The organism is Nocardioides panaciterrulae, from assembly GCF_013409645.1.
GTDB lineage: Bacteria > Actinomycetota > Actinomycetes > Propionibacteriales > Nocardioidaceae > Nocardioides > Nocardioides panaciterrulae.
Window position 1 is genome coordinate 906,656 of record NZ_JACCBG010000001.1, and the last position, 19,520, is coordinate 926,175.

Sequence of the window (19,520 nt, forward strand, 5' to 3'; positions counted from 1 at the left end):
CCGGGCTCAGATCCCCAGGCTGCGCCCGATGATCTCCTTCTGGATCTCGGTGGTGCCGCCGTAGATCGTCTGGATCCGGCTGTCGAGGTAGGCCTTCGCGATCGGGTACTCCATCATGTAGCCGTAGCCGCCGTGCAGCTGCACGCCCTGGTCGACGACCTTCTTCTGCAGCTCGGTGGTCCACCACTTGGCCATCGACGCCAGGGAGGTGTCGACCTCGCCGGCGTTGAGCTTGCGCACGCAGTCCTCCACGAAGACCCGCGCGATCCGGACCTCGGTGGCCATCTCGGCGAGCAGGAACCGGTTGTGCTGGAACTTGCCGATCGGACGGCCGAAGGCCTCGCGCTCGCGGGCGTAGTCCAGGCACAGCTCGAGGACCCGCTCGCAGGCCGCGACCGCGATCGCGGCGATCGAGATCCGCTCCTGCGGCAGGTTCTGCATCAGGGCGACGAAGCCGGAGCCCTCCTCGCCGAGCAGGTTGGCCTTCGGCACCTCGACGTCGTCGAAGAACAGCTCGGCGGTGTCCTGTGCCTTCAGGCCCATCTTCTCCAGGTTGCGGCCGCGCTCGAAGCCGGCCATGCCGCGCTCCACGACCAGCAGGCTGATGCCCAGGTGGCCGGCGTCCGCGTCGGTGCGGCAGACCACGATCACGACGTCGGACAGGATCCCGTTGCTGATGAAGGTCTTCGAGCCGTTCAGCAGGTAGTGGTCGCCCTTGTCCACCGCGGTGGTGCGGATGCCCTGCAGGTCGCTGCCCGCGCCCGGCTCGGTCATCGCGATCGCCGAGATCAGCTCGCCGCTGACCAGCCCGGGCAGCCAGCGCCGCTTCTGCTCCTCGGTCCCGAGGCTGCTGAGGTACGGGACGATGATGTCGGTGTGCACCGGGAAGCCGAGCCCGGAGGCACCGACCTTGCTGATCTCCTCGGCGACCACCATGTTGTAGCGGAAGTCCCTGATCCCGAGCCCGCCGTACTCCTCCTCGACGTCCATGCAGAGCAGGCCGGCCGTGCCCGCCTTGCGCCAGACCTCGCGGTCGACCTGGCCGTCCTTCTCCCACTGGGCGTGGAAGGGCACCACCTCGCGCTCGAGGAAGGAGCGGACCACGCCGCGGAAGTCGTCGTGCTCCTGCTCGTAGAAGGCAGCGCTCATGGGGGTCCTCACGGGGTCGGCGGCACGTGACCGGACCACTGTGACAGTAGCGCTGTCACAGTTCAAGGAGCCCCGGACGTCCCTCCCGAAGTCCCCCACCGGGTCGCGTCCGCGGTGGCAGGATGGCGCGGGACCACCGCGTCAGGAGGGCGCCGATGTCGCAGCTGCTGCCCGGGGACAATCCGCAGGCCTACCTCCCCGGTGACCGCCGGCGGGCGCTCGCCCGCGGAGAGGACCTGCCGCGGCGGGCGCACGGCGCCGCGGTGTTCGTGGACATCTCCGGCTTCACCCCCCTCACCGAGGCGCTGGCCCGCGAGCTCGGCGGCCGCCGGGGCGCGGAGGAGCTCGCGGCCACCCTGCACCGGCTCTTCGGCGAGCTGGTGGAGCACCTGCACCGGTGGCGGGGGGCGATCGTCTACTTCAGCGGCGACGCGGTCACGGCCTGGCTGGACGGTGACGACGGCAGCCGGGCCACCGCCTGCGCCCTGCAGATGCAGGAGGTGATGTCCCGGATCGGGACCGTCACCACGCCCGCGGGGGTGGTGACCCGGCTGGGGGTCAAGGTCGCCGTCGCCGTCGGGGAGGTGCACCGGTTCGTCGTCGGCGATCCGCGGGTGCAGCTGATCGACGTGCTGGCCGGACGGCTGATGGACTCCCTGGCGGCCGCCGAGCAGGCGTCGCGCAGCGGTGAGGTGGTCCTCGACGCAGGCGCGCTCGACGCGCTGTCCGGGCGCGTGGTGCTCCGCGAGCAGCGCGCGGGCACGGAGGGGCCGGTCGGGGTCGTCGCCGGGCTGACCGACCCGCCCCCCGCTCCCGCGAGCCCCCCGGAGTGGCCGCGGCTGCCCGTCGAGACCGCGCGCCGGTGGCTGCTCCCGCCGGTCTGGGAGCGGATGGTGGCCGGCCGGGGTGAGTTCCTCGCCGACCTGCGACCCGCGGTGCCGGTCTTCGTGCACTTCGGCGGGCTGGACTTCGAGGGCGACCCCGGCGCCCCGGCGACCCTCGACGCGCTCGTGACGGGCGCGCAGCGGGCGCTGGACGCGCTGGGCGGCTGCGTCCTGCAGCTGACCATCGGCGACAAGGGCGCCTACCTCTACGCGGTCTTCGGCGCCCCCGTCGCGCACGAGGACGACGCGGTGCGCGCCTGCGAGGGCGCCCTCGCCCTGCTCGAGGTGGCCGCGGCGCTGCCGGTCACCGACGTCCGGGTCGGGGTCGCGACCGGGCGGCTGCGCAGCGGGACCTACGGGCACATCGAGCGGCGCACCTTCTGCTGCCTCGGCGACGCGGTCAACCTCGCCGCCCGGCTGATGGGCCGCGCGCCGGCCGGCCGGGTCTGGGTGCACGCCGAGGTCGCCGAGGCGACCGGGGAGCGCTTCGCCTGGGAGGAGCTGGCCCCGATCGCGGTCAAGGGCCGCGAGCAGCAGGTCCGCGTCCGGGCCCTGCTCGGCCGGACCCGGCACCGGCGGTCGGTCGGCCGGGCCGGCGCCCTGGGGCCGATGATCGGCCGCGACGACGAGCTGGGCCGGCTCCGGGACCGGTGGCGGGCGGCCGCTTCGGGCCGCGGGCAGGTCGTGGTGGTGCAGGGGGAGGCCGGCACCGGCAAGTCCCGGTTGGTCGCCGAGCTCACGGTCGCGCTGGGGGCGGCCGGCGTGACCGTCGCGGTCGGCGAGGCGTCGCCGCTCGCCACGCAGACGTCGTACGCCGGGTGGCGCGGCCTCTGGCAGGACCTGCTCGGCCTGGAGCCCGACGGGACCGACCCGGGCGGGACCGACCCGGGCGGGACCGACCCGGACGGGACCGACCCGGGCGCGGTGGCCACCGCCGTCGCGCGACTCGACCCCGGCCTGGTCGCGCGGGCACCGCTCCTGGGCCCGGTCCTGGGCCTGTCGCTCCCGGACAGCGAGCTGACCGCGGCGTTCGGCGAGGAGCTCCGCAAGACCTCGCTGGCGGACCTGCTCGGGCGGCTGCTCGCGGCCCGGGCGTCGACCGGCCCGCTGCTGCTCGTCCTCGAGGACGCGCACTGGCTCGACCCCCTCTCGCGCGAGCTCCTCGACTCGCTGGGGCGGGCCGCCGCCCGGCTGCCGGTGCTGCTGGTGGTCGCGAGCCGGCCCGACGACGCCCTGCTGGCCGGGCTGCCGCTCGAGCGCGCCGAGCACGTCGCCGCCCTGGTGCTGGCGTCGCTGGACGCGGCCGCCTCGGCGTCGCTGGTGGCGGAGCGGCACCGGGCCCTGACCGGCCGCGACGCCGAGCCCGAGCTGGTCGACAGGGTCGTCGGGCGGGCCGAGGGCAACCCGTTCTACCTGGAGCAGCTGGTCGACTACGTCCTGGCCCGCGCGGCGGACGCGGACGGCGCCCTCGACGTGGAGGCGCTCGAGCTGCCGCCCAGCCTGCACACCCTGGTGCTGAGCCGGATCGACGCGCAGCCCGAGGGCGCCCGGCGCGCCGTGAAGGTCGCCAGCGTGATCGGCCGGACCTTCCGCACCGCCCTGGTCGGTGCCGCCTACCCCGAGCTCGGCACCGAGGACCGCGTCGACGGCGACCTGCTGGCGGTCGCGGCCACTCGGCTGATCGACCTCGAGGACCCCGACGTCCGGGCCTTCGCCTTCGGGCACGCGGTCACCCGGGACGTGGCCTACGACAGCCTGCCGCTGAGCATCAGGACCGTGCTGCACGGGCGGGTCGCGGACGCGCTGGAGGGCGAGCCCGACGGCCCCCGCCGGCACCTGTCCCTGCTCGCCCATCACTACGCGCTCAGCGACGACCTGCCGAAGAAGCGCCACTACCTGCTGGCCGCGGCCGCCGCCGCGCGGGCCGTCTATGCCAACGAGGCCGCGATCGCCCACCTGGAGCAGGTGCTGCCGCTGGTGGGGCCCGACGAGCGCGGCCAGGTGCTGCTGGAGCTCGCGGAGTCGCTGGAGGTGACCGGCGACTGGGCCGGGGCCGAGACCCGGGTCGCGCTGGCCCGCGACGCGGCCGAGCAGGTCGGCGACCGGGCCGGGGCGGCCCGGGCGCGGACCGCGCGCGCCGAGCTCGCCCGCAAGCAGGGCCGGTACGCCGAGGCGGAGGCCGAGCTCACCGCCGCGGACTCGGCGTTCACCGCCGCCGGCGACGACGCGGGCCGGGCCCGGGTGCTGCACCTGCGGGGGACCCTGGAGTCGCAGCAGGGGCGTCCCGACCGCGCGCGGGCGGCGTACGAAGCCTCGCTCGTGCTGCGCGAGCGGCTGGGGGACGAGGCCGGGGTGGCGGCGCTGCTGACCAACCTGGCGCTGGTCGCCGAGGACGAGGGCGACCTGGAGGCGGCCGAGCGGCTGGGACAGGAGGGCCTGGCGCGCCGGCGGGCCCTCGACGACCGGCGCGCGGTCAGCGTGTCGCTGACCGACATGGGCATGCTGGCCACCGCCCGCGGGGACCTGGCGCAGGCCCGCGAACGGTTCCTCGAGGCCCAGGCCCTCGCGGAGGAGGTGGGGGACCCGTGGGTGGTGGCGGTGGGCCGGCACAACCTCGGCAACACCGCGCGCGACCTCGGCGACCTGGTCGAGGCGGGCAGCCACTTCGCGCCGGTGCTGCGGGCCTACGCCGAGCACGACGACCGGTGGTCCCTGGCCCACCTGTTCGAGGACGTCGCGCTGTGGCTGCTGGCCCAGGGCGCGGACCGGGACGCCGACGCGGTGGCGCTGCTCGCCGCCGCCGGGCGCCTGCGCGAGGAGATCGGTGCCCCGCGGTTCCCGCCCACCCGGGCCGCGCTCGAGGCCGCGCTGGCGCCGGCACAGGCCCGGACACCCGGCGAGGTGCTCGACCGGGCCGAGGCCGAGGGGCGGGGCGCCGGCCTCGCGGACGTGGTCCGGCTGGCCGATCGGGTGCTGGCGGCGGCTCCGGGCGGCGCCGGGCCGGCGCGGGAGCGCTGACCGCCGAAGAGTGCGCCAGGACAAATGTCGGCCGGAACCCCTGACAGCCCCGGGCGGCGCCGCTAGCCTGCGAAGGCTGTCGACCGGTGAGCAGGGCCCTTCGGCGGCGCGGACCACGAGGTTGCGCATGCACACGTCTTCTCATCCGTCATCGTGCGCCGGTCGGGGCTTCCGTGGACTCGGGCGCGGCGCAGCTCTCCCGGCGTTGGCGCCGGTGCTCGCCATGCTGGCGGGCCTGCTGGTCCTCCTCGCGCCCCCGGCGCTCGCCGGGCCGGTCGACGCGGGCTGGACGGCCAGCGGCCCCGGCACCGTCACCACCGTCTCGGACGGGTCCCGCGCGGCCGCCTCGATGACCTACGACCTCGAAACGGCCGGCCAGTCCCCGCGGTCGTGGGAGTTCACCACGACCGCCACCCCCGCCAGCGCCGACGGGCCCGTGACCGTGCCGTGGACCTGGCAGGGGCTGCACGCCTGGTTCCAGGTCACCGCGGGGCTCCAGATGGTCGTCAACGGCCAGATGGTGGGCACGCTGGTGAGCGCCGGCCCCACGAGCTGCTGCTCGAGCCCGTCCAACGGCTTCCTCTACGGCGGGGCGGCCACCTTCCACGTCAGCGCCGGCGACACCTACGGCTTCCGGCTCTCCGGCTCCAACGGCGACCTCAACAACTTCCTGCGCGGCACGTTCACGCTGAGCACCAAGCCGTACGTCGACGCCACCATCGGCACCGACAACCGGCAGTGGCTGGGCGCGGCCGACCTGCCCGAGGGGGGCGTGGACGGCACCCTGGCCGAGCCCGGTGAGGCCCGCTGGTTCCGGTTCCCGGTCGTCCCCGGCCAGCACGTCAGCGTGGACCTGGGCCACCTGCCGGCCGACTACGACGTCGCGCTCTACGGGGACATCGGCGCGGCGTTCCAGTCGCTCACCGGCGGCGACGACGTCACCAGGCTCGCGGCGACCTCGGCCGCGGGCGCGCCCGGGCCGGGGAGCCAGGTGCCGTCGTACCCGGACGCGGTCACCACGGTGCCCACCAACGCCTCCGAGCTGCCCTCGACCACGTTCGCGCCGCGCATCTACGCGCCCCGGATCTATGCCCCGCGGATCTACGCCCCGCGGATCTACGCGCCCCGGATCTACGCGCCCCGGATCTACGCGCCCCGCATCTACGCGCCCGACTCGTTCGTGCCGTCGCTGGACTCCGACGCCGCGTTCCGCGACGCGTTCTCAGCGGCCCAGGACCAGGCGCTGCTCGCGGTCTCCGCCAACACCGGCACCGGCGAGGAGACCGTGTCGGCCGGCACCGGCAACACCGACGGCTACTTCTACGTCCGCGTGCAGGGCCACACCGACCGGGTGGCCGACCCCGACCACGCCTTCCACCTCGGCCGCACGGTGAGCGGCGGCGAGGACTGCGCCGGCCTGCAGGACCACGCCACGACCCCCACCCTGGCGCCGACCCGGGACGACGCCCGCACGGTGATCGTCACCGACACCACGCGCCTGGGCCTGACCGACGGCACCGACACGGCCGCGTTCCTGGACTCCCTCGGCAGCCTGGCCGGTGCCACGGACGGCGTCGTGGTCGACGTGGCGGACTCCGCGCGGGTCCAGGCGCTGCAGACCCAGGCGGCCGCCCACGTCGACTGCCCCTACGCGGTCGACCTGGTCGCCTCGGCGATCAAGGACGTCGTCGACTCCTACCGCAACGCCGGCAGCCGCTACGTCGTGATCGCGGGCGGGGACGACGTGATCCCGTTCTTCCGCTACCCCGACGTCTCCGGGCTGGGCGAGGAGAGCCTGTTCGAGCCGCCGCTGCAGGACAACTCGACCGCCGGGCAGAGCCTGGTCCAGGACCAGGTCCTGAGCCAGGACGCCTACGGCACCGACACCGAGGTGACCATCGGCGGGGTCACGCTGCCGGTGCCCGACCTCGCGGTCGGCCGCCTGGTCAAGACCCCCGACGAGATCGAGTCGACGGTCCAGCACTACCTGGGCCTGTCAGGCGGGAAGCTGCCCGCTCCCACGGCCTCGCTGGTCACCGGCTACGACTTCCTCGCCGACGCCGCCCACCGGGTCGGCGACGAGTTCCGGGCGGCGCTGCCGGGTGGCACGAACGACCAGCTGATCGCCGAGTCCGGTGCCCCGCGCAGCACGTCGTGGACCGGCACCGACCTCGAGCACGCGCTGCTCGACCAGCACCACGACCTGGTCTACCTGGCCGGCCACTTCAGCGCGAACGACACCCTCGCGGCTGACTTCGAGACCACCTTCGACGCGTCGCTGCTCGACCCGACCGCCGACGGCGGCGTCCGCGCCGAGAAGCTGGCCGACACGGTCGTGCTCAGCGCCGGCTGCCACTCCGGCTACAACATCGTCGACGGGGCGGCCGTGCCGGACCGGACCAACACCTACGACTGGACCGAGCGGATGGCCCAGCAGCACACCGTCCTCGTGGGCGGCACCGGCTACCAGTACGGCGACTCCGACTTCCTCGAGTACAGCGAGCGGGTCTACCTCGACCTGGCCCGGCGCCTGCACGAGGGACCGGCCGCCGGCACCGCCGCGCCGGTCGCCGTCGGCTCGGCCCTCGCGCTGGCCAAGCAGGACTACCTGGCCAGCCTCGGCACGGTGACGGGGATCGACCAGAAGGCGATGCTCGAGGCGACGCTCTACGGCCTGCCGATGACCGGCTTCGACGCACCGGGGCGCAGCCCGCTCGGCACCGACGCCTCCCACGTCTCGCCCGACCCGGTCACCGGTGGCCCGGGCCGGACGCTCGGCCTGGGCGTCGACGACCTCCAGGTCTCGACCCGCACCGACCCCGGCGCCAAGCCGTCCGGAGCGGGCCCGGGCCTGCCCGGACAGCTCACCTGGCGCAACGGCGCCGATGGGGTCAGCGTGCAGCCGGGCGCTCCCGCGCTGCCCAAGCAGGTCGAGGACGTCACCGTCGCGGGCCAGGTGCTGCGCGGGGTCGGGTTCCGCGGTGGCGACTACACCGACACCACGGGGGTGCTGCCACTGACCGGAGCGCCGGCGATCGAGGGCTCGACGCCCAACACGACCTTCGAGTCCGACGCGTTCTTCCCCCAACGGCTGGCCGCCCCCAACTACTTCGGTGCGCTCGGGGCGAGCGGCCGCACCTCGCTGATCCTCAGCCCGGCGCAGTACCGCAGCGATCCCGGCGGGGCCCTCACCGACACCGAGCGGGACTACTCCGGGCTCGACCTGCGGCTGTTCTACAGCGACGCCGCGACCACGTCGTACGGCCGGAACCGGCCCTCGCTCGCCGCGGCCCCGGCCATCGGCGGCGTGCACGGGACCGTCGACGGCGGGGTCGTCACGTTCTCCGCGACGGTCACCGGCGACCCCTCCGCGGGCGTGCAGGAGGTGTGGGTGACCTGGACCGGCAGCGGCGACGACTCCGACCACGGGCAGTGGCGCTCGGTCGACCTGGTGCAGGACCCGGCCGACTCGACGCACTGGTCCGGGACGCTGCCGCTCCCGTCCGGTCAGTCGTGGCAGGGGATCCGGTTCCTCGTCCAGGCCGCCAACGGCGTCGGCGCCGTGGGCCTGGACACGGCCGACGGCGACGGCTACCGGGTGACGGCGGCCCGGGCGGACGACGCCACGGTCGCGCTGCGCACCGGTGACCCGGGCGTCGGCTCGCCGCTCGGCGTGACCGGCGTGGTCACCGACGCCGCCGGCCAGGGCGTCGCCGACCGCACCGTCCGCTTCACCGTCTCCCGCGCCGGCACCGGGCTGTTCGAGTACGCCGCGGCCACGGCCGCCGACGGCAGCGTCGAGCTGGCGCTGCCGCCGGACCAGCAGCCGCCGTCCGGCCGGCTGCAGGTGCGGGCCGACCTCGTCGACGACGCCGGCGCCGTGACGTCCTCGGCGAGCACCGAGGTGGTCCTCGCCGGGGTCGGGATCGACACCGGCCCGGCGTACCTGACGACGCCCGCCGGCACGGCGTACCCGGCCGAGCACCCGCTCACCGCCACGCTGACCGACGCGCGTGGCCCGGTGGCCGGCGTACCGGTGACCTTCACGCTGCCCGCCCCGGGCCCGGGGACCCCGGGGGCCACGTTCCCCGGCGGCGCCACCCGGGCGAGCGTCCTCACCGACGAGGAGGGCGTCGCGACCGCGCCGGCCGCCACGGCCGGCCCCGCCGTCGGCACCTTCCCCGCCACCGTGTCGGCGGACGGCGCCACCGACGCGGTGGTGGCGATGGCCGGACAGTACGACGTCGCGCCGTTCGACGACCCCATCGCGGGCGACGGACCGACGACCCGGAAGCTCGACGCGACGCTGCCGGTCAGGACCACGCTCCGGCTCGCGGACGGGTCGCGGCTCTCCGACGCCGCGGCCGCCGCGCTGGTGCGCGCCGGCCGCGTCCAGGTGCGGTGGCGCGAGGTCGGCGGCACCGGAGCGTGGCGCGCCGACACCGACGTGACCCGCTACGACGAGCGCGCGCACGAGCTGCACGCCAACCTCAAGGGCAGGTCGCTGGGGTTGGAGCGCGGGCACCGCTACGACGTCGAGCTGCGGGTCCTGCCCGGGCCGACCGACCTGGTCCCGCCGGGTGCGGACCCGGTCGGCGGGGGCTTCGACCTCGGCAGCGGTGGCTTCGTGCTGCGGGTCGAGTGAGGCCCGGCCCGGGGGAGCTGCGTCACCGGGTCCGGTTGAGGTCCGCCAGCATCGAGGCGGGGCCGAGGTCGCCGAGCCGGTAGCCCTGCGGGTAGGTGGAGGGCCGGTGGTGGTACGCCGTCCGCCGCGGCGGGGCCAGGCGCAGCAGCCGCGCCCGGGCGCGCAGCCCCGCGCGCACGCCGCCTCGAGCCAGCGGGGCTGGCCGGGCAGTCCCAGCGCGGTGCGCAGCGGCTCGTCCATCAGTGCGACCGTGACCCGCCGTACGACGGGCCTGAGCGGCCCCGGCGCGGTCGCCCGGGCGATCCGCAGCGTGGCCTCGGTGACGTGCCGGTTGGCCGGGTCGTAGGCGAACCGCTCCCGCTCGTAGGAGGCGAGCAGGTCGAGGTAGCCGGCGTAGGTGTCCGGCAGGTCCCGGATCCCCATCAGCTGCCCGAACCGGGTGGTGAACCGGGCCAGTGCCGCGAGCTCGACGGGGTCCAGCCGCCGCCAGCCGAACTGCTCGATCCACCGGACCGGGCCGACGATCGTGGTCGCCAGCACGTAGCGGAACTCGTCGTTCGGGATGTCGTAGTGCCCGTGGATCCGGTTCAGCCGGCGCAGCGCCGCGTGGGAGCGGGCCGAGTCGATGCCCTCGACCGAGGCCTCCTCGGCGAAGAGCAGCGTGTCGTCGTAGCGCTTCACGCCGTCGCGCTCGAACTGCGCGGTGCGCTGCAGCAGCCGGGAGATCGACGGGACGCCGTAGTCGCGCAGGAACGCGATGCCGGTGCCCTGGGTGTAGTCCCACGGGAACTCGAGCCGGCTGGTCAGCCACACGATCCGGTCGGTGTCGTGCTCGGGGTCCAGCGTGCGGATCTCCCGCAGGACGTCGTACCTGCGGGGGTGGTGGAGCCTGCTCAGGAGACCCATTCCTTGACCTGGGCGATGGTCGCCGCGGGGTCCTCGGTGGCGGGGGAGACCTGCAGGCTGGTCACGCCGGCCTCGCGGAAGGCGGCGATCCGCTCGCGGACGTACGACGCGGGGCCGACCAGGTTGCCGGCCTCGAGCCACTCCAGCGGCACCTTCGCCTCCGCGTCGCGCTTGTGGCCGTCGAGGTAGAGGTCCTGGATCTCCTTGGCCTCCTGCTCGTAGCCGTACTGGCAGGCCAGGTCGTTGTAGAAGTTCTTGCCCCGGGCGCCCATGCCGCCGACGTAGAGCGCGTACATCGGGCGCATGAGGTCCAGCAGCGCCTTGGTCTCGGGGCCTTCGCCGATCGCGACCATGCCACCGGCGCTGGTCTCGAGCGGACCGAGCGCGGGGTCGCGCTTCGCGAGCCCCTTCTCCAGCGACGCGCCCCACACGTCCTTGGCCTTCTCGGGATGGAAGAGGAACGGCAGCCAGCCGTCGGCGATCTCGGCGGTCATCGCGACGTTCTTGTCGCCGAGCGCGGCCACCCAGAGCGGGACGGCGGGGCGCTCGGGCTTGTTGAGCAGCTTCAGCGGCTTGCCGAGGCCGAGCCCCTGGTCGGCCGGCAGCGGGATCGTGAAGATGCCGTCGCTGCGCAGCGACTCGCGGCGCAGGCCCATCCGGATGATCCGGATCACCTCGCGGGTGCGGCCCAGCGGCTTGTCGTAGGGCGCCCCGTGGAAGCCCTCGATCACCTGCGGCCCCGAGGCGCCCAGGCCGATCACCGCCCGGCCGCCGGAGACGTTGTCGAGCCCGGCGGCGGTCTGCAGCAGCGCGCCGGGGGTGCGGGAGTAGACGTTGAGGATGCCGGCGCCGATCTCGACCCGCTCGGTCTTCGCGGCCAGGTAGCCCATCAGCGTGGGGGAGTCGAAGCCGTACGGCTCGGCCACCCAGACCGTGTCCAGCCCCGCCTTCTCCAGCCCGGCGACCTGGTCGGCGGCCTGGCGCGGGTTCCCGGCGTACACCAGCGGCATCGAGAGCTTCATGCCGCCAACCCTGACAGAACCACTGTCACGGACACAAGGACGCCGAGTCGGCGCAGGTTGACGCGGTGGGTACGCCGAGTCGGCGCATGTTGACGCCGTGGGTACGCCGAGTCGGCGCTGGTTGACGCGTGGGTGCGTCGAGTCGGCGCTGGTTGACGCGTGGGTACGCCGAGTCGGCGCATGTTGACGCCGTACGACGGTCCGGGGGTGTCAACGAGCGCCGACTCGACGGGTCTGGGTCTGGGGGTGTCAACGAGCGCCGACTCGACGGGTCTGGGGGTGTCAATGAGCGCCGACTCGGCGGGTGGGGGTGTCAACGAGCGCCGACTCGGCGGGGCTGGGGGTGTCAACGAGCGCCGACTCGGCGGCTGAGGGTGTCAACGAGCGCCGACTCGGCGGGGCTGGGGGTGTCAACGAGCGCCGACTCGCGTCAGGCGCGGCCGTGCCAGGAGTCCCACAGCGCGGCGTAGGAGCCGCCGGCGGCGACCAGCTCGTCGTGGGAGCCGAGCTCGGCGATTCGGCCGTCCTCGACCACCGCGACCCGGTCGGCGTCGTGGGCGGAGAACAGCCGGTGGGCGATCGCGATCACCGTGCGGCCCTCGAGCACCGCGGCCAGCGACCGTTCGAGGTGCCGGGCGGCGCGCGGGTCGATCAGCGAGGTGGCCTCGTCGAGCACCAGCGTGTGCGGATCGGCGAGCACCAGCCGCGCCAGCGCGACCTGCTGGGCCTGGGCGGCGGTGAGCGCCCGGCCGCCGGAGCCGACCAGGGTGTCCAGCCCCTCGGGTAGCGCGTCGGCCCAGTCGAGGGCGTCGACGGCGTCCAGCGCCTCGCGCACGGTCGCGTCGGAGGCGCCGGGCCGGGCGAGCACGAGGTTCTCGCGCAGTGTGCCGACGAAGACGTGGTGCTCCTGGGTCACCAGCGCCACGTGGCCGCGCAGGTCGTCCAGCGGCAGCTCGGTCAGCCCGACCCCGCCGACGGTCACCGCGCCGGTCCGCGGCGGGTGGATGCCGGCCAGCAGCCGGCCCAGGGTCGACTTGCCGGCGCCGGAGGGACCGACCATCGCGATCCGCTCACCCACGCCGACCTCGAGGTCGACGCCGTGCAGCACGTCGCGGCCTTCGACGTAGGAGAACCGCACGTCCTCGGCCCGCAGCTGCTCGCCGGTCGGCGTTGCACCGGTCGCCACCCGGTCCTCGGGCACCTGCGCGACGCCGAGCAGCCGCGCCAGCGAGGCGGCGCCGAGCTGGAGCTCGTCGAGGATCGAGACCACCCGGTCGACGGGGTCGATGAGCATCTGCACGTAGAGCGTCGCAGCGGTGACGTCGCCGAGCGAGACCTGCCCGCGGGTGTAGAGCCAGCCGCCGAACAGCAGGGTGGCGACCGTCGGCAGCAGGTAGGAGATCTCCATGCTCGGGAAGAAGACCGTGCGCAGGTGCAGCGTGTAGCGCTCGGCGCGGTAGGACTCGCCGATGTCGTCGTCCATGGTGCGGATCCGCTCGCCGGCGGTGCCGAGCGCCTCGACGGTGCGCGCGCCCTCGACGGTCTCGGTGAGCGTCGCGTTGATCCGCGAGTACGACGCGCTCTCGCGCAGGTAGCCGGCCTTGGCGCGGGCGAGGTACCACCGCAGCCCGGCCACCAGCGGCGGCACGCCGAGCAGGCACGGGAGCGCCACCCACCAGCCGACCCCGACCGCGGCGACGAACGTGACGACCGCGGTGATCACCGCGATGGTCCACTCCGGCAGCGCCATCCGCACCGACCAGCCGAGCTGGTCCACGTCGCGGCCGGTCCGGGTCAGCAGGTCACCGGAGCCCGCGGACTCCACCACCCCCAGGGGCAGCGCGAGGGTGTTGCCGACGAAGTCCTCGCGCAGCTCGGCGAGCACCTGCTCGCCCAGCGCCTGGCTGACGTAGCGCGCGTAGCGGGTGAGCACGGTCTGCACGACCAGGAACGCGGCCAGGAGCAGCACCACCCGGTCCACGTGGCCGACCGTGGTGCCCTCGTCGACCGACTGCACCAGGTCGCCGAGCAGCCGCGGCGCGGCCAGCCCCGCGAGCGCGGCCAGCACGTGCAGCGCCACCGCGGTCCACAGCAGCCGCGGGTGGCGGCGCGCGATCGAGGCGGCGTACCTGCGCACCGCGGGGGTGTCGGCCACCGGCAGCCGGGTGTCGGGCGCGCTCACCGGTGCACCTCCTCGGGAAGGCCGGTCGCGGGTCGGCCCGGGTCGGGTGCGTTCTCCCGGGTGACCACGGCGCGGTACGCCGGGTCCTGGTCGAGCAGGTCGCCGTGCCGGCCCACCGCGACCACCCGTCCGGCGCGCAGGAACGCCACCTCGTCGACGGCGTCGAGCACCAGCGGGCTGGTCGTGGTCACGACGGTGGTCCGGCCGGTGCGGTGCCGGCGCAGCCGCGCGGCGATCCGGGCCTCGGTGTGCGCGTCGACCGCCGAGGTGGGCTCGACCAGCACCAGCACCTCGGGGTCGGCCGCCAGGGCGCGGGCCAGCACCAGCCGCTGGCGCTGGCCGCCGGAGAAGGTGCGCCCGCGCTCGGCGACGTGCGTGTCCAGGCCCTCGGGCAGCGCCTCGAGCACGTCGGCGGCCGAGGCGGTGTCCAGCGCGGCGGCGACGTCGCCGGCGCCGGTGAGGTCGAGCCGGTCCCCGAGGCGGCCGGAGAACCACGTCGCGCCGGTGTCGGAGACCAGGATCCGGGCGCGGACCTCGGCGTGCCGCAGCGCGGTCAGCGGCACCCCGCCGAGCCGGACGTCGTCGTCGACCTCGGCCGCGCACAGGCCCAGCCGGTCGGCGAGCAGCGCGGACTCGTCGGGCTGCTCGGAGACGATCGCGACCAGCCGGCCGGCGCCGACGTGCAGCCCGGACCGCACGTCGTGCAGGTCCGAGCCGAGGGGCGGCGACGGCGCGGGGACCGCCGGGTCGGCGTGGTCGGGGTCGAGCGCGAGCACGTGGCACACGCGGCGGGCCGAGACCCGGCCGCGGATCAGCTTGTTGGCGTACTCCGTCGCGGTGCGCAGCGGGATCATCAGGAACGCCGAGTAGCCGTAGAACGCCACCAGCTCGCCGGGACTGATCCGGCCCTCGACGGCGTACCGCGCGCCCAGCCAGACCACCACGACCACGAAGACCCCCGGCAGGAAGACCTGCAGCGCGTCGAGCAGGGACTGCACCCGGGCCACCTCCACGCCGGCGCGCCGGGTCGCCTGCGACTCGCGGCGGTAGCGGTCGTGGAAGACCTGCTCGCCGCCGATCCCGCGCAGCACCCGGAGCCCGGCGACGATGTCGCTGGCGGTGTTGGACAGCTCGCCCATCAGGCCGCGGTGCCGGGCGGTGCGCTCCTGCAGGGGGCGCAGCAGCGGGCCGACGAGCAGCATCAGCGCCGGTACGCCGAGCAGCACCACCAGGCCGAGGGTGACCGAGGTGTGCAGCAGGATCACCGCGACCAGCAGGAACGACACGATCGCGCCCGCGAACCGGGCCGAGACGTCCATGACCTGCCCGAGGTGGGACAGGTCGCTGGTGCCGATCGCGATCACCTCGCCGGTGGAGACCTTGCGGGGCAGGGTGCCGCCGAGACGCACCGCCTGCCGGGTCACCAGCTGGACGGTGGTGTAGGCCGCGGTGAGCCAGTTCGTCACCGCGAACCGGTGCCGCATGATCCCGCTCGCCGCCTGCAGCAGGCCGACCGCGAGCAGCACCCCGGACCACAGCAGGAGCTCCCGGCCGTCGCGGGCGGCCACGCCGCGGTCGATCGCGCGGCCGATCACGGCCGGCATCACCGCCTGCGCGCTCATCCAGACGATGCCGAAGACCATGCCCACGACCAGGGTGCGCCACTGCTGCCGGGCCATCCACCACAGGAGGCGTCCCGGGGAGCGGTGGTCCGGCGTCCCGGGGTGGTCGAGGGGGAGCGGGCGCACCTGGCCACGCTACGGATCGCAGCCCTCCCGGGCCACCGGTTTTCCCGTCGTACGACGGGGTCCGGGGGCGCGATCGCCCGGGGATGGAGGGGGACGCGTGCTCAGCTGTAGGCGCGCATCAGCCGGCGGGGCAGCACGACCAGCAGCAGCAGGAGGATCACCCCGACGCACGCGGCGACCAGCACCGAGATGGTGCGGTCGATCACGACGTCGAAGACCAGCGTGACGATCCCGAGGATCATCAGCGAGAGCATGCCGATCACCGCCTGCACGATGCGGTGCCCGCTGTCGACGACCCGCTCCTTGATGTGCGCACCGGAGAGCCGCCGGTGCACCGCGACCGGCGTCATCACCATCGCGGTTGTGAGGGCGGCGAGCAGCACCAGCGCCAGGTAGAGGCCGCGCTGGAAGTCGTCGAGCTTGGCGAACCCCGACTGGAACGGCAGCGTCAGCAGGAAGCCCGCGGTCAGCTGGGCGCTGGTCTGCATGACCCGCAGCTCTTGGAGCAGGTCGTCCCACTTCCGGTCGAGGCGCTCCTCCTCGGTCTCGTTGCGTCCCGAGCGGGCCTCGGGGGAGTCGTCGTCCTGCGTCACGGGCGCCAGTATGGCAGCGCCGCGCCCCCTGGCCGCGCGGCTCGCGGCGCCCGAGCCCGGCCGGGCTCAGGAGGCGGCGAGGCCAAGCCCGTCGACGACCTCGGCGCCGGGGACCTCCGCGAGCAGCCGACCGGGGAGCAGCAGCTTGGAGCGGCGTACGCCGGAGCCGACGATCGCCACGTCGATGGCGGCGACCCGCGCGTCGACGAGCAGCCGCCAGCCCTCCGGGAGGCCGAGCGGGGTGATGCCGCCGTACTCCATCCCGGACTCCTCGACCGCCCGCTCCATGGCCAGGAAGGACGCCTTGCGCACGTCGAGTGACCGCTTGACCAGGTTGTTGACGTCCGCCCGGGTGTCGGCGCGGACCACGCAGGCCGCGGTGCGCTCCTCGCCGCCGCGGCGGCCGGCGACCACCACGCAGTTCGCGCTCGCCAGCAGCGAGACCTGGTAGGCCTCGGTCATCGCCGCCGTGTCGGCCAGCTCGGGGTCGATCTCGACCACGGCCACGTCGGCGGCGTGCTTCCACTCGCCGAGGAACCGGGCGACCGGGGGCGCCAGCAGCTGCGGGTGGTCGGTGGCGGGCAGCGACGTCAGGGCGCCGAGGGTGGGCAGGCTCATCGCCCCATCCTGACGCGGTCGTCGACGGACGGTCACCCGGGGTTCACGTGGTGACCGTGCCGGTGACACCTCGGCCCGGTCTGCTGGGGCCCGTGACCACGATCCCGCTGTCGCCGACCGTCCCCGGACCCGGAGCCGCGCCCATCGCCCGGCCCTCCTCGCTGGTCGTCACGCCGTCGGTCGCCGGGCACCGGGGCGCGAGCGGCTACCGTCCCGAGCACACGCTGGAGGCCTTCCGGCTCGCGCTGGCCTCGGGTGTCGACGACCTCGAGCTCGACCTGGTGCCGACCCGGGACGGCCACCTGGTGGTCCGCCACGACCTCGAGCTGAGCCTCACGACCGATGTCGCCGACCGGCCCGACCTGGCGCACCTGCGCCGGGTCCGGGAGGTGGACGGGGCGCGGGTCGCGGGCTGGTTCGTCGAGGACCTCACGCTGGCCGAGGTGCGCACGCTCCGGGCGCGTGAGCGGATGATCCTGCTGCGCCCCGGCAGCGCGGCCTACGACGGGCGCTTCCCGGTCGCCACCCTGGCCGACGTCGTGGCGCTGGTCTCGGACTGGCGGGCCGCCACCGGTCGCGACGCCGGGCTGCTGCTGGAGCTCAAGCACGTCGGGCACCTCCGCCGGGCCGGGCTCGCCCCGGAGGAGCTGGTCCTCGACGCCCTGCGGCGGCACGGGCTCGACCACGCCCGGTCCCGCGTCAGCGTGATGGCGCTGGAGGAGGAGCCGCTGCGCCGGCTGGCCGACGTCACGCGCGTGCCGCTCGTGCGCCTGCTCGACCGGCCCGAGCAGGTCACGCGCGAGGCGCTGGCCGCGGTGGCGGACTACGCCGACGGGATCGGGGCGGCCAAGCACCTGCTGCTGGGCGGCCGCGGCGACCAGGTCGTCCGCGACGCGCACCGGCACTGGCTGACGGTCCGGGCCTGGACGCTGGCCGCGGAGAACCGGTTCCTCGCGCCCGCCTTCCGCACGCCCGCCGGGGCCCACCGAGCCGGTGACCTGGCCGGCGAGGCCGGACACCTGCTCGCGCTCGGAGTCGACGGGCTGATCACCGACCACCCCGACCGGGTGCTCGCGGCCCGGGACCGGTGGGTGGCTCAGGCCTCCGGCATCAGCACCCACGCGGCCAGGTAGGCGACCAGCACGCTGCCGAAGCCGAGGACCGTCGCGACCACGGTCAGCACCCGGACCAGGGTGACGTCGACGCCGAGGTGGTCGGCCACGCCGGCGCAGACCCCGGCGACCATCCGGTCCTCGCGGGAGCGCGCCAGCCGGCGCGGGTGGGGGGTGGGGTGGGCGTTGCTCATCGGGTCTCCTCGGTGGTGGTGTCGGTGGTGGGCCGGACCCAGCCGGTCTCGTGGCTGGCCCGGCGGTTGCGGTTGCTCCGGGTCGCCGCGACCAGGCCGGTGGCGCCGGCGACCACCCACGGCACCGGCAGCAGCCAGCGCACGTCGTGGCCCTGGGCCACGCCGGTCTCGACCAGCGCCCAGACCGCGACCAGGCCGAGGAACGCCAGGCCCATCACGAGCTGGCCCACGTTCACGGGGTGGCGGCCCGAGGGTCGCTGGTCGTCGTACGTCGTCGTGTCGGTCATCGCTGGTGCACCTCGATCTGGCCCACGGAGAGGTCGGCGTCGATGGTCAGGTGGGGGGCGCCGGTGCCGGCGGGCACACGGGCGGTCCGCGAGATGTCGACGCCGCCGTCGTCGCCGCCGAACAGCCGGATGTCGCCGGGGCCGTGCACCTCGGCGTGGGCGCGGACGGCGAGACCGTCGGGCACGATCACCTCCAGGTGACCGACGTCGCCGCGGACCCGCACCGTGCGGCCGTCGAGGGCGTCGAGGTCCGAGACGCCGGTCAGGTCCAGGACGACCTCGCCGGCGTCGACGGCGTAGCTGTCGTGCACGGCGGCCGCCGTGCCCGGGTGCGCCCGCACCGTGGTGCCGCTCCAGTGCTCGGCGCCGCTGGTCAGGCCCAGGCCCACGGCCGAGACCAGCCCGAGGAGGATCAGGCCGCCGGCCCGCCCCCAGAACGCGCCGAGCAGCAGCATCGCCGCGGTCAGACCGAGGGCCAGGGCGGGGTACGCCGAGCCGGCGACGTGGACGCCGGCGAGGTCGACGGTGCCGAGCGCGCCCTCGGCGAGGACGATCAGCGCCAGCGTGAACCAGAACAGCACCGGGCCGCGGCGGCGCGGCGGCCGAGCCGGGGGTGGCGTCCAGGCCGCTCCGGCCGGAGTGCCGAACGCCGGCGCGTCGGGCGGCGGCGGGGGAGCCGGCGCGCCCGCGCGCCTGGCGTCGCGCCGAGTCAGGAACAGCACCGCGACCAGCGCCACCACGGCCAGGGGCCACGGGAAGCCGAAGCGGCCGAAGGAGTTGCCCACCAGTGCCGCCACCGCGACCAGGCCCGCGATGACCAGCGCCACCGTGCGGCTGCGGTCGTCGAGGTGCAGGGGAGCGGCGGCCGCGCCCTCCTCGGGCACCAGCAGCCAGCAGGCGCCGTAGAGGATCAGGCCGGCGCCGCCGAAGAACACCAGCACCACGAAGGCGACCCGCAGGATCACCGGGTCGATGTCGAGGTGGCGGGCGAGGCCGCCGGCGACGCCTGCCACCTTCCGGTCGGTCCGGCTGCGGCGCAGGCGGCCCAGGTCCCGGACCTCCTCCGCGGTGACCCGGGGGCCCTCGTCGCGGGGCGGCTCCCCGGTGGGTCCTGCGGCCGGCGCCTCGGGTGGTGTGGTGGTCATGGCACCAGCCTGCGGCC

General features: G+C 75.1%; 13 protein-coding genes. 3 read left to right on the forward strand and 10 right to left on the reverse strand.

What is annotated here, in order from left to right; translation table 11 throughout:
• Positions 1-6: 6 nt before the first annotated feature.
• Positions 7-1,149 carry an acyl-CoA dehydrogenase family protein gene (locus tag BJZ21_RS04305; RefSeq protein WP_179662620.1) on the reverse strand — a complete coding sequence of 381 codons (1,143 nt, stop codon included), beginning with the start codon at positions 1,147-1,149 and terminating at the stop codon, positions 7-9.
• 155 nt (positions 1,150-1,304) lie between these two features.
• Here BJZ21_RS04305 and BJZ21_RS04310 point away from each other — a divergent pair, with 155 nt between their 5' ends.
• Positions 1,305-5,051, forward strand: coding sequence for an AAA family ATPase (locus BJZ21_RS04310; RefSeq protein WP_179662621.1), 3,747 nt, complete (start codon positions 1,305-1,307; stop codon positions 5,049-5,051).
• Positions 5,052-5,265: 214 nt separating this feature from the next.
• Entirely contained in the window at positions 5,266-9,696 is a 4,431-nt protein-coding gene (locus tag BJZ21_RS04315; RefSeq protein ID WP_179662622.1) for a hypothetical protein, read from the forward strand.
• Positions 9,697-9,718: 22 nt separating this feature from the next.
• On the opposite strand, the gene BJZ21_RS20565 is transcribed toward BJZ21_RS04315, so the two are convergent.
• From BJZ21_RS20565 to BJZ21_RS04345, 6 genes are all read right to left on the reverse strand, one after another.
• Positions 9,719-9,874, reverse strand: coding sequence for a hypothetical protein (locus BJZ21_RS20565; protein ID WP_218851292.1), 156 nt, complete (start codon positions 9,872-9,874; stop codon positions 9,719-9,721).
• Positions 9,875-10,589: 715 nt separating this feature from the next.
• Positions 10,590-11,624: an LLM class F420-dependent oxidoreductase gene (locus BJZ21_RS04325; RefSeq protein WP_179662623.1), complete on the reverse strand. Its 1,035-nt coding sequence runs from the start codon at positions 11,622-11,624 to the stop codon at positions 10,590-10,592.
• A gap of 430 nt (positions 11,625-12,054) precedes the next feature.
• Positions 12,055-13,806 (reverse strand): ABC transporter transmembrane domain-containing protein, encoded by a 1,752-nt coding sequence (locus tag BJZ21_RS04330; RefSeq protein WP_179662624.1) that lies wholly within the window; start codon positions 13,804-13,806, stop codon positions 12,055-12,057.
• Entirely contained in the window at positions 13,803-15,554 is a 1,752-nt protein-coding gene (locus BJZ21_RS04335) for an ABC transporter ATP-binding protein (RefSeq protein ID WP_343051957.1), read from the reverse strand. Before BJZ21_RS04335 ends, BJZ21_RS04330 begins: the two co-directional genes overlap by 4 nt.
• 101 nt (positions 15,555-15,655) lie before the next feature.
• The gene (locus BJZ21_RS04340) at positions 15,656-16,147 is read right to left on the reverse strand and encodes a DUF6328 family protein (protein WP_179662625.1); all 492 of its coding nucleotides are present in this window, start codon (positions 16,145-16,147) and stop codon (positions 15,656-15,658) included.
• 66 nt (positions 16,148-16,213) lie between these two features.
• Positions 16,214-16,765, reverse strand: coding sequence for a YbaK/EbsC family protein (locus tag BJZ21_RS04345; protein ID WP_179662626.1), 552 nt, complete (start codon positions 16,763-16,765; stop codon positions 16,214-16,216).
• 92 nt (positions 16,766-16,857) lie between these two features.
• Between BJZ21_RS04345 and BJZ21_RS04350 the strand changes: the two genes are divergently transcribed.
• Positions 16,858-17,898, forward strand: a complete 1,041-nt coding sequence (locus tag BJZ21_RS04350) for a glycerophosphodiester phosphodiesterase family protein (RefSeq protein ID WP_179662627.1) — start codon at positions 16,858-16,860, stop codon at positions 17,896-17,898.
• Here the strand turns inward: BJZ21_RS04350 and BJZ21_RS04355 are convergent.
• The 3 genes from BJZ21_RS04355 to BJZ21_RS04365 are packed head-to-tail and all read right to left on the reverse strand — an operon-like array spanning position 17,862 to position 19,503.
• Complete coding sequence (locus BJZ21_RS04355) at positions 17,862-18,071, reverse strand: PspC domain-containing protein (protein WP_179662628.1); 210 nt, start codon at positions 18,069-18,071, stop codon at positions 17,862-17,864. The two genes, BJZ21_RS04350 and BJZ21_RS04355, sit on opposite strands and share 37 nt — an antisense overlap.
• Complete coding sequence (locus BJZ21_RS04360; protein ID WP_179662629.1) at positions 18,068-18,358, reverse strand: hypothetical protein; 291 nt, start codon at positions 18,356-18,358, stop codon at positions 18,068-18,070. The genes BJZ21_RS04355 and BJZ21_RS04360 overlap by 4 nt, the downstream gene beginning before the upstream one ends.
• Complete coding sequence (locus tag BJZ21_RS04365; RefSeq protein ID WP_179662630.1) at positions 18,355-19,503, reverse strand: PspC domain-containing protein; 1,149 nt, start codon at positions 19,501-19,503, stop codon at positions 18,355-18,357. The genes BJZ21_RS04360 and BJZ21_RS04365 overlap by 4 nt, the downstream gene beginning before the upstream one ends.
• Positions 19,504-19,520: the final 17 nt, after the last annotated feature.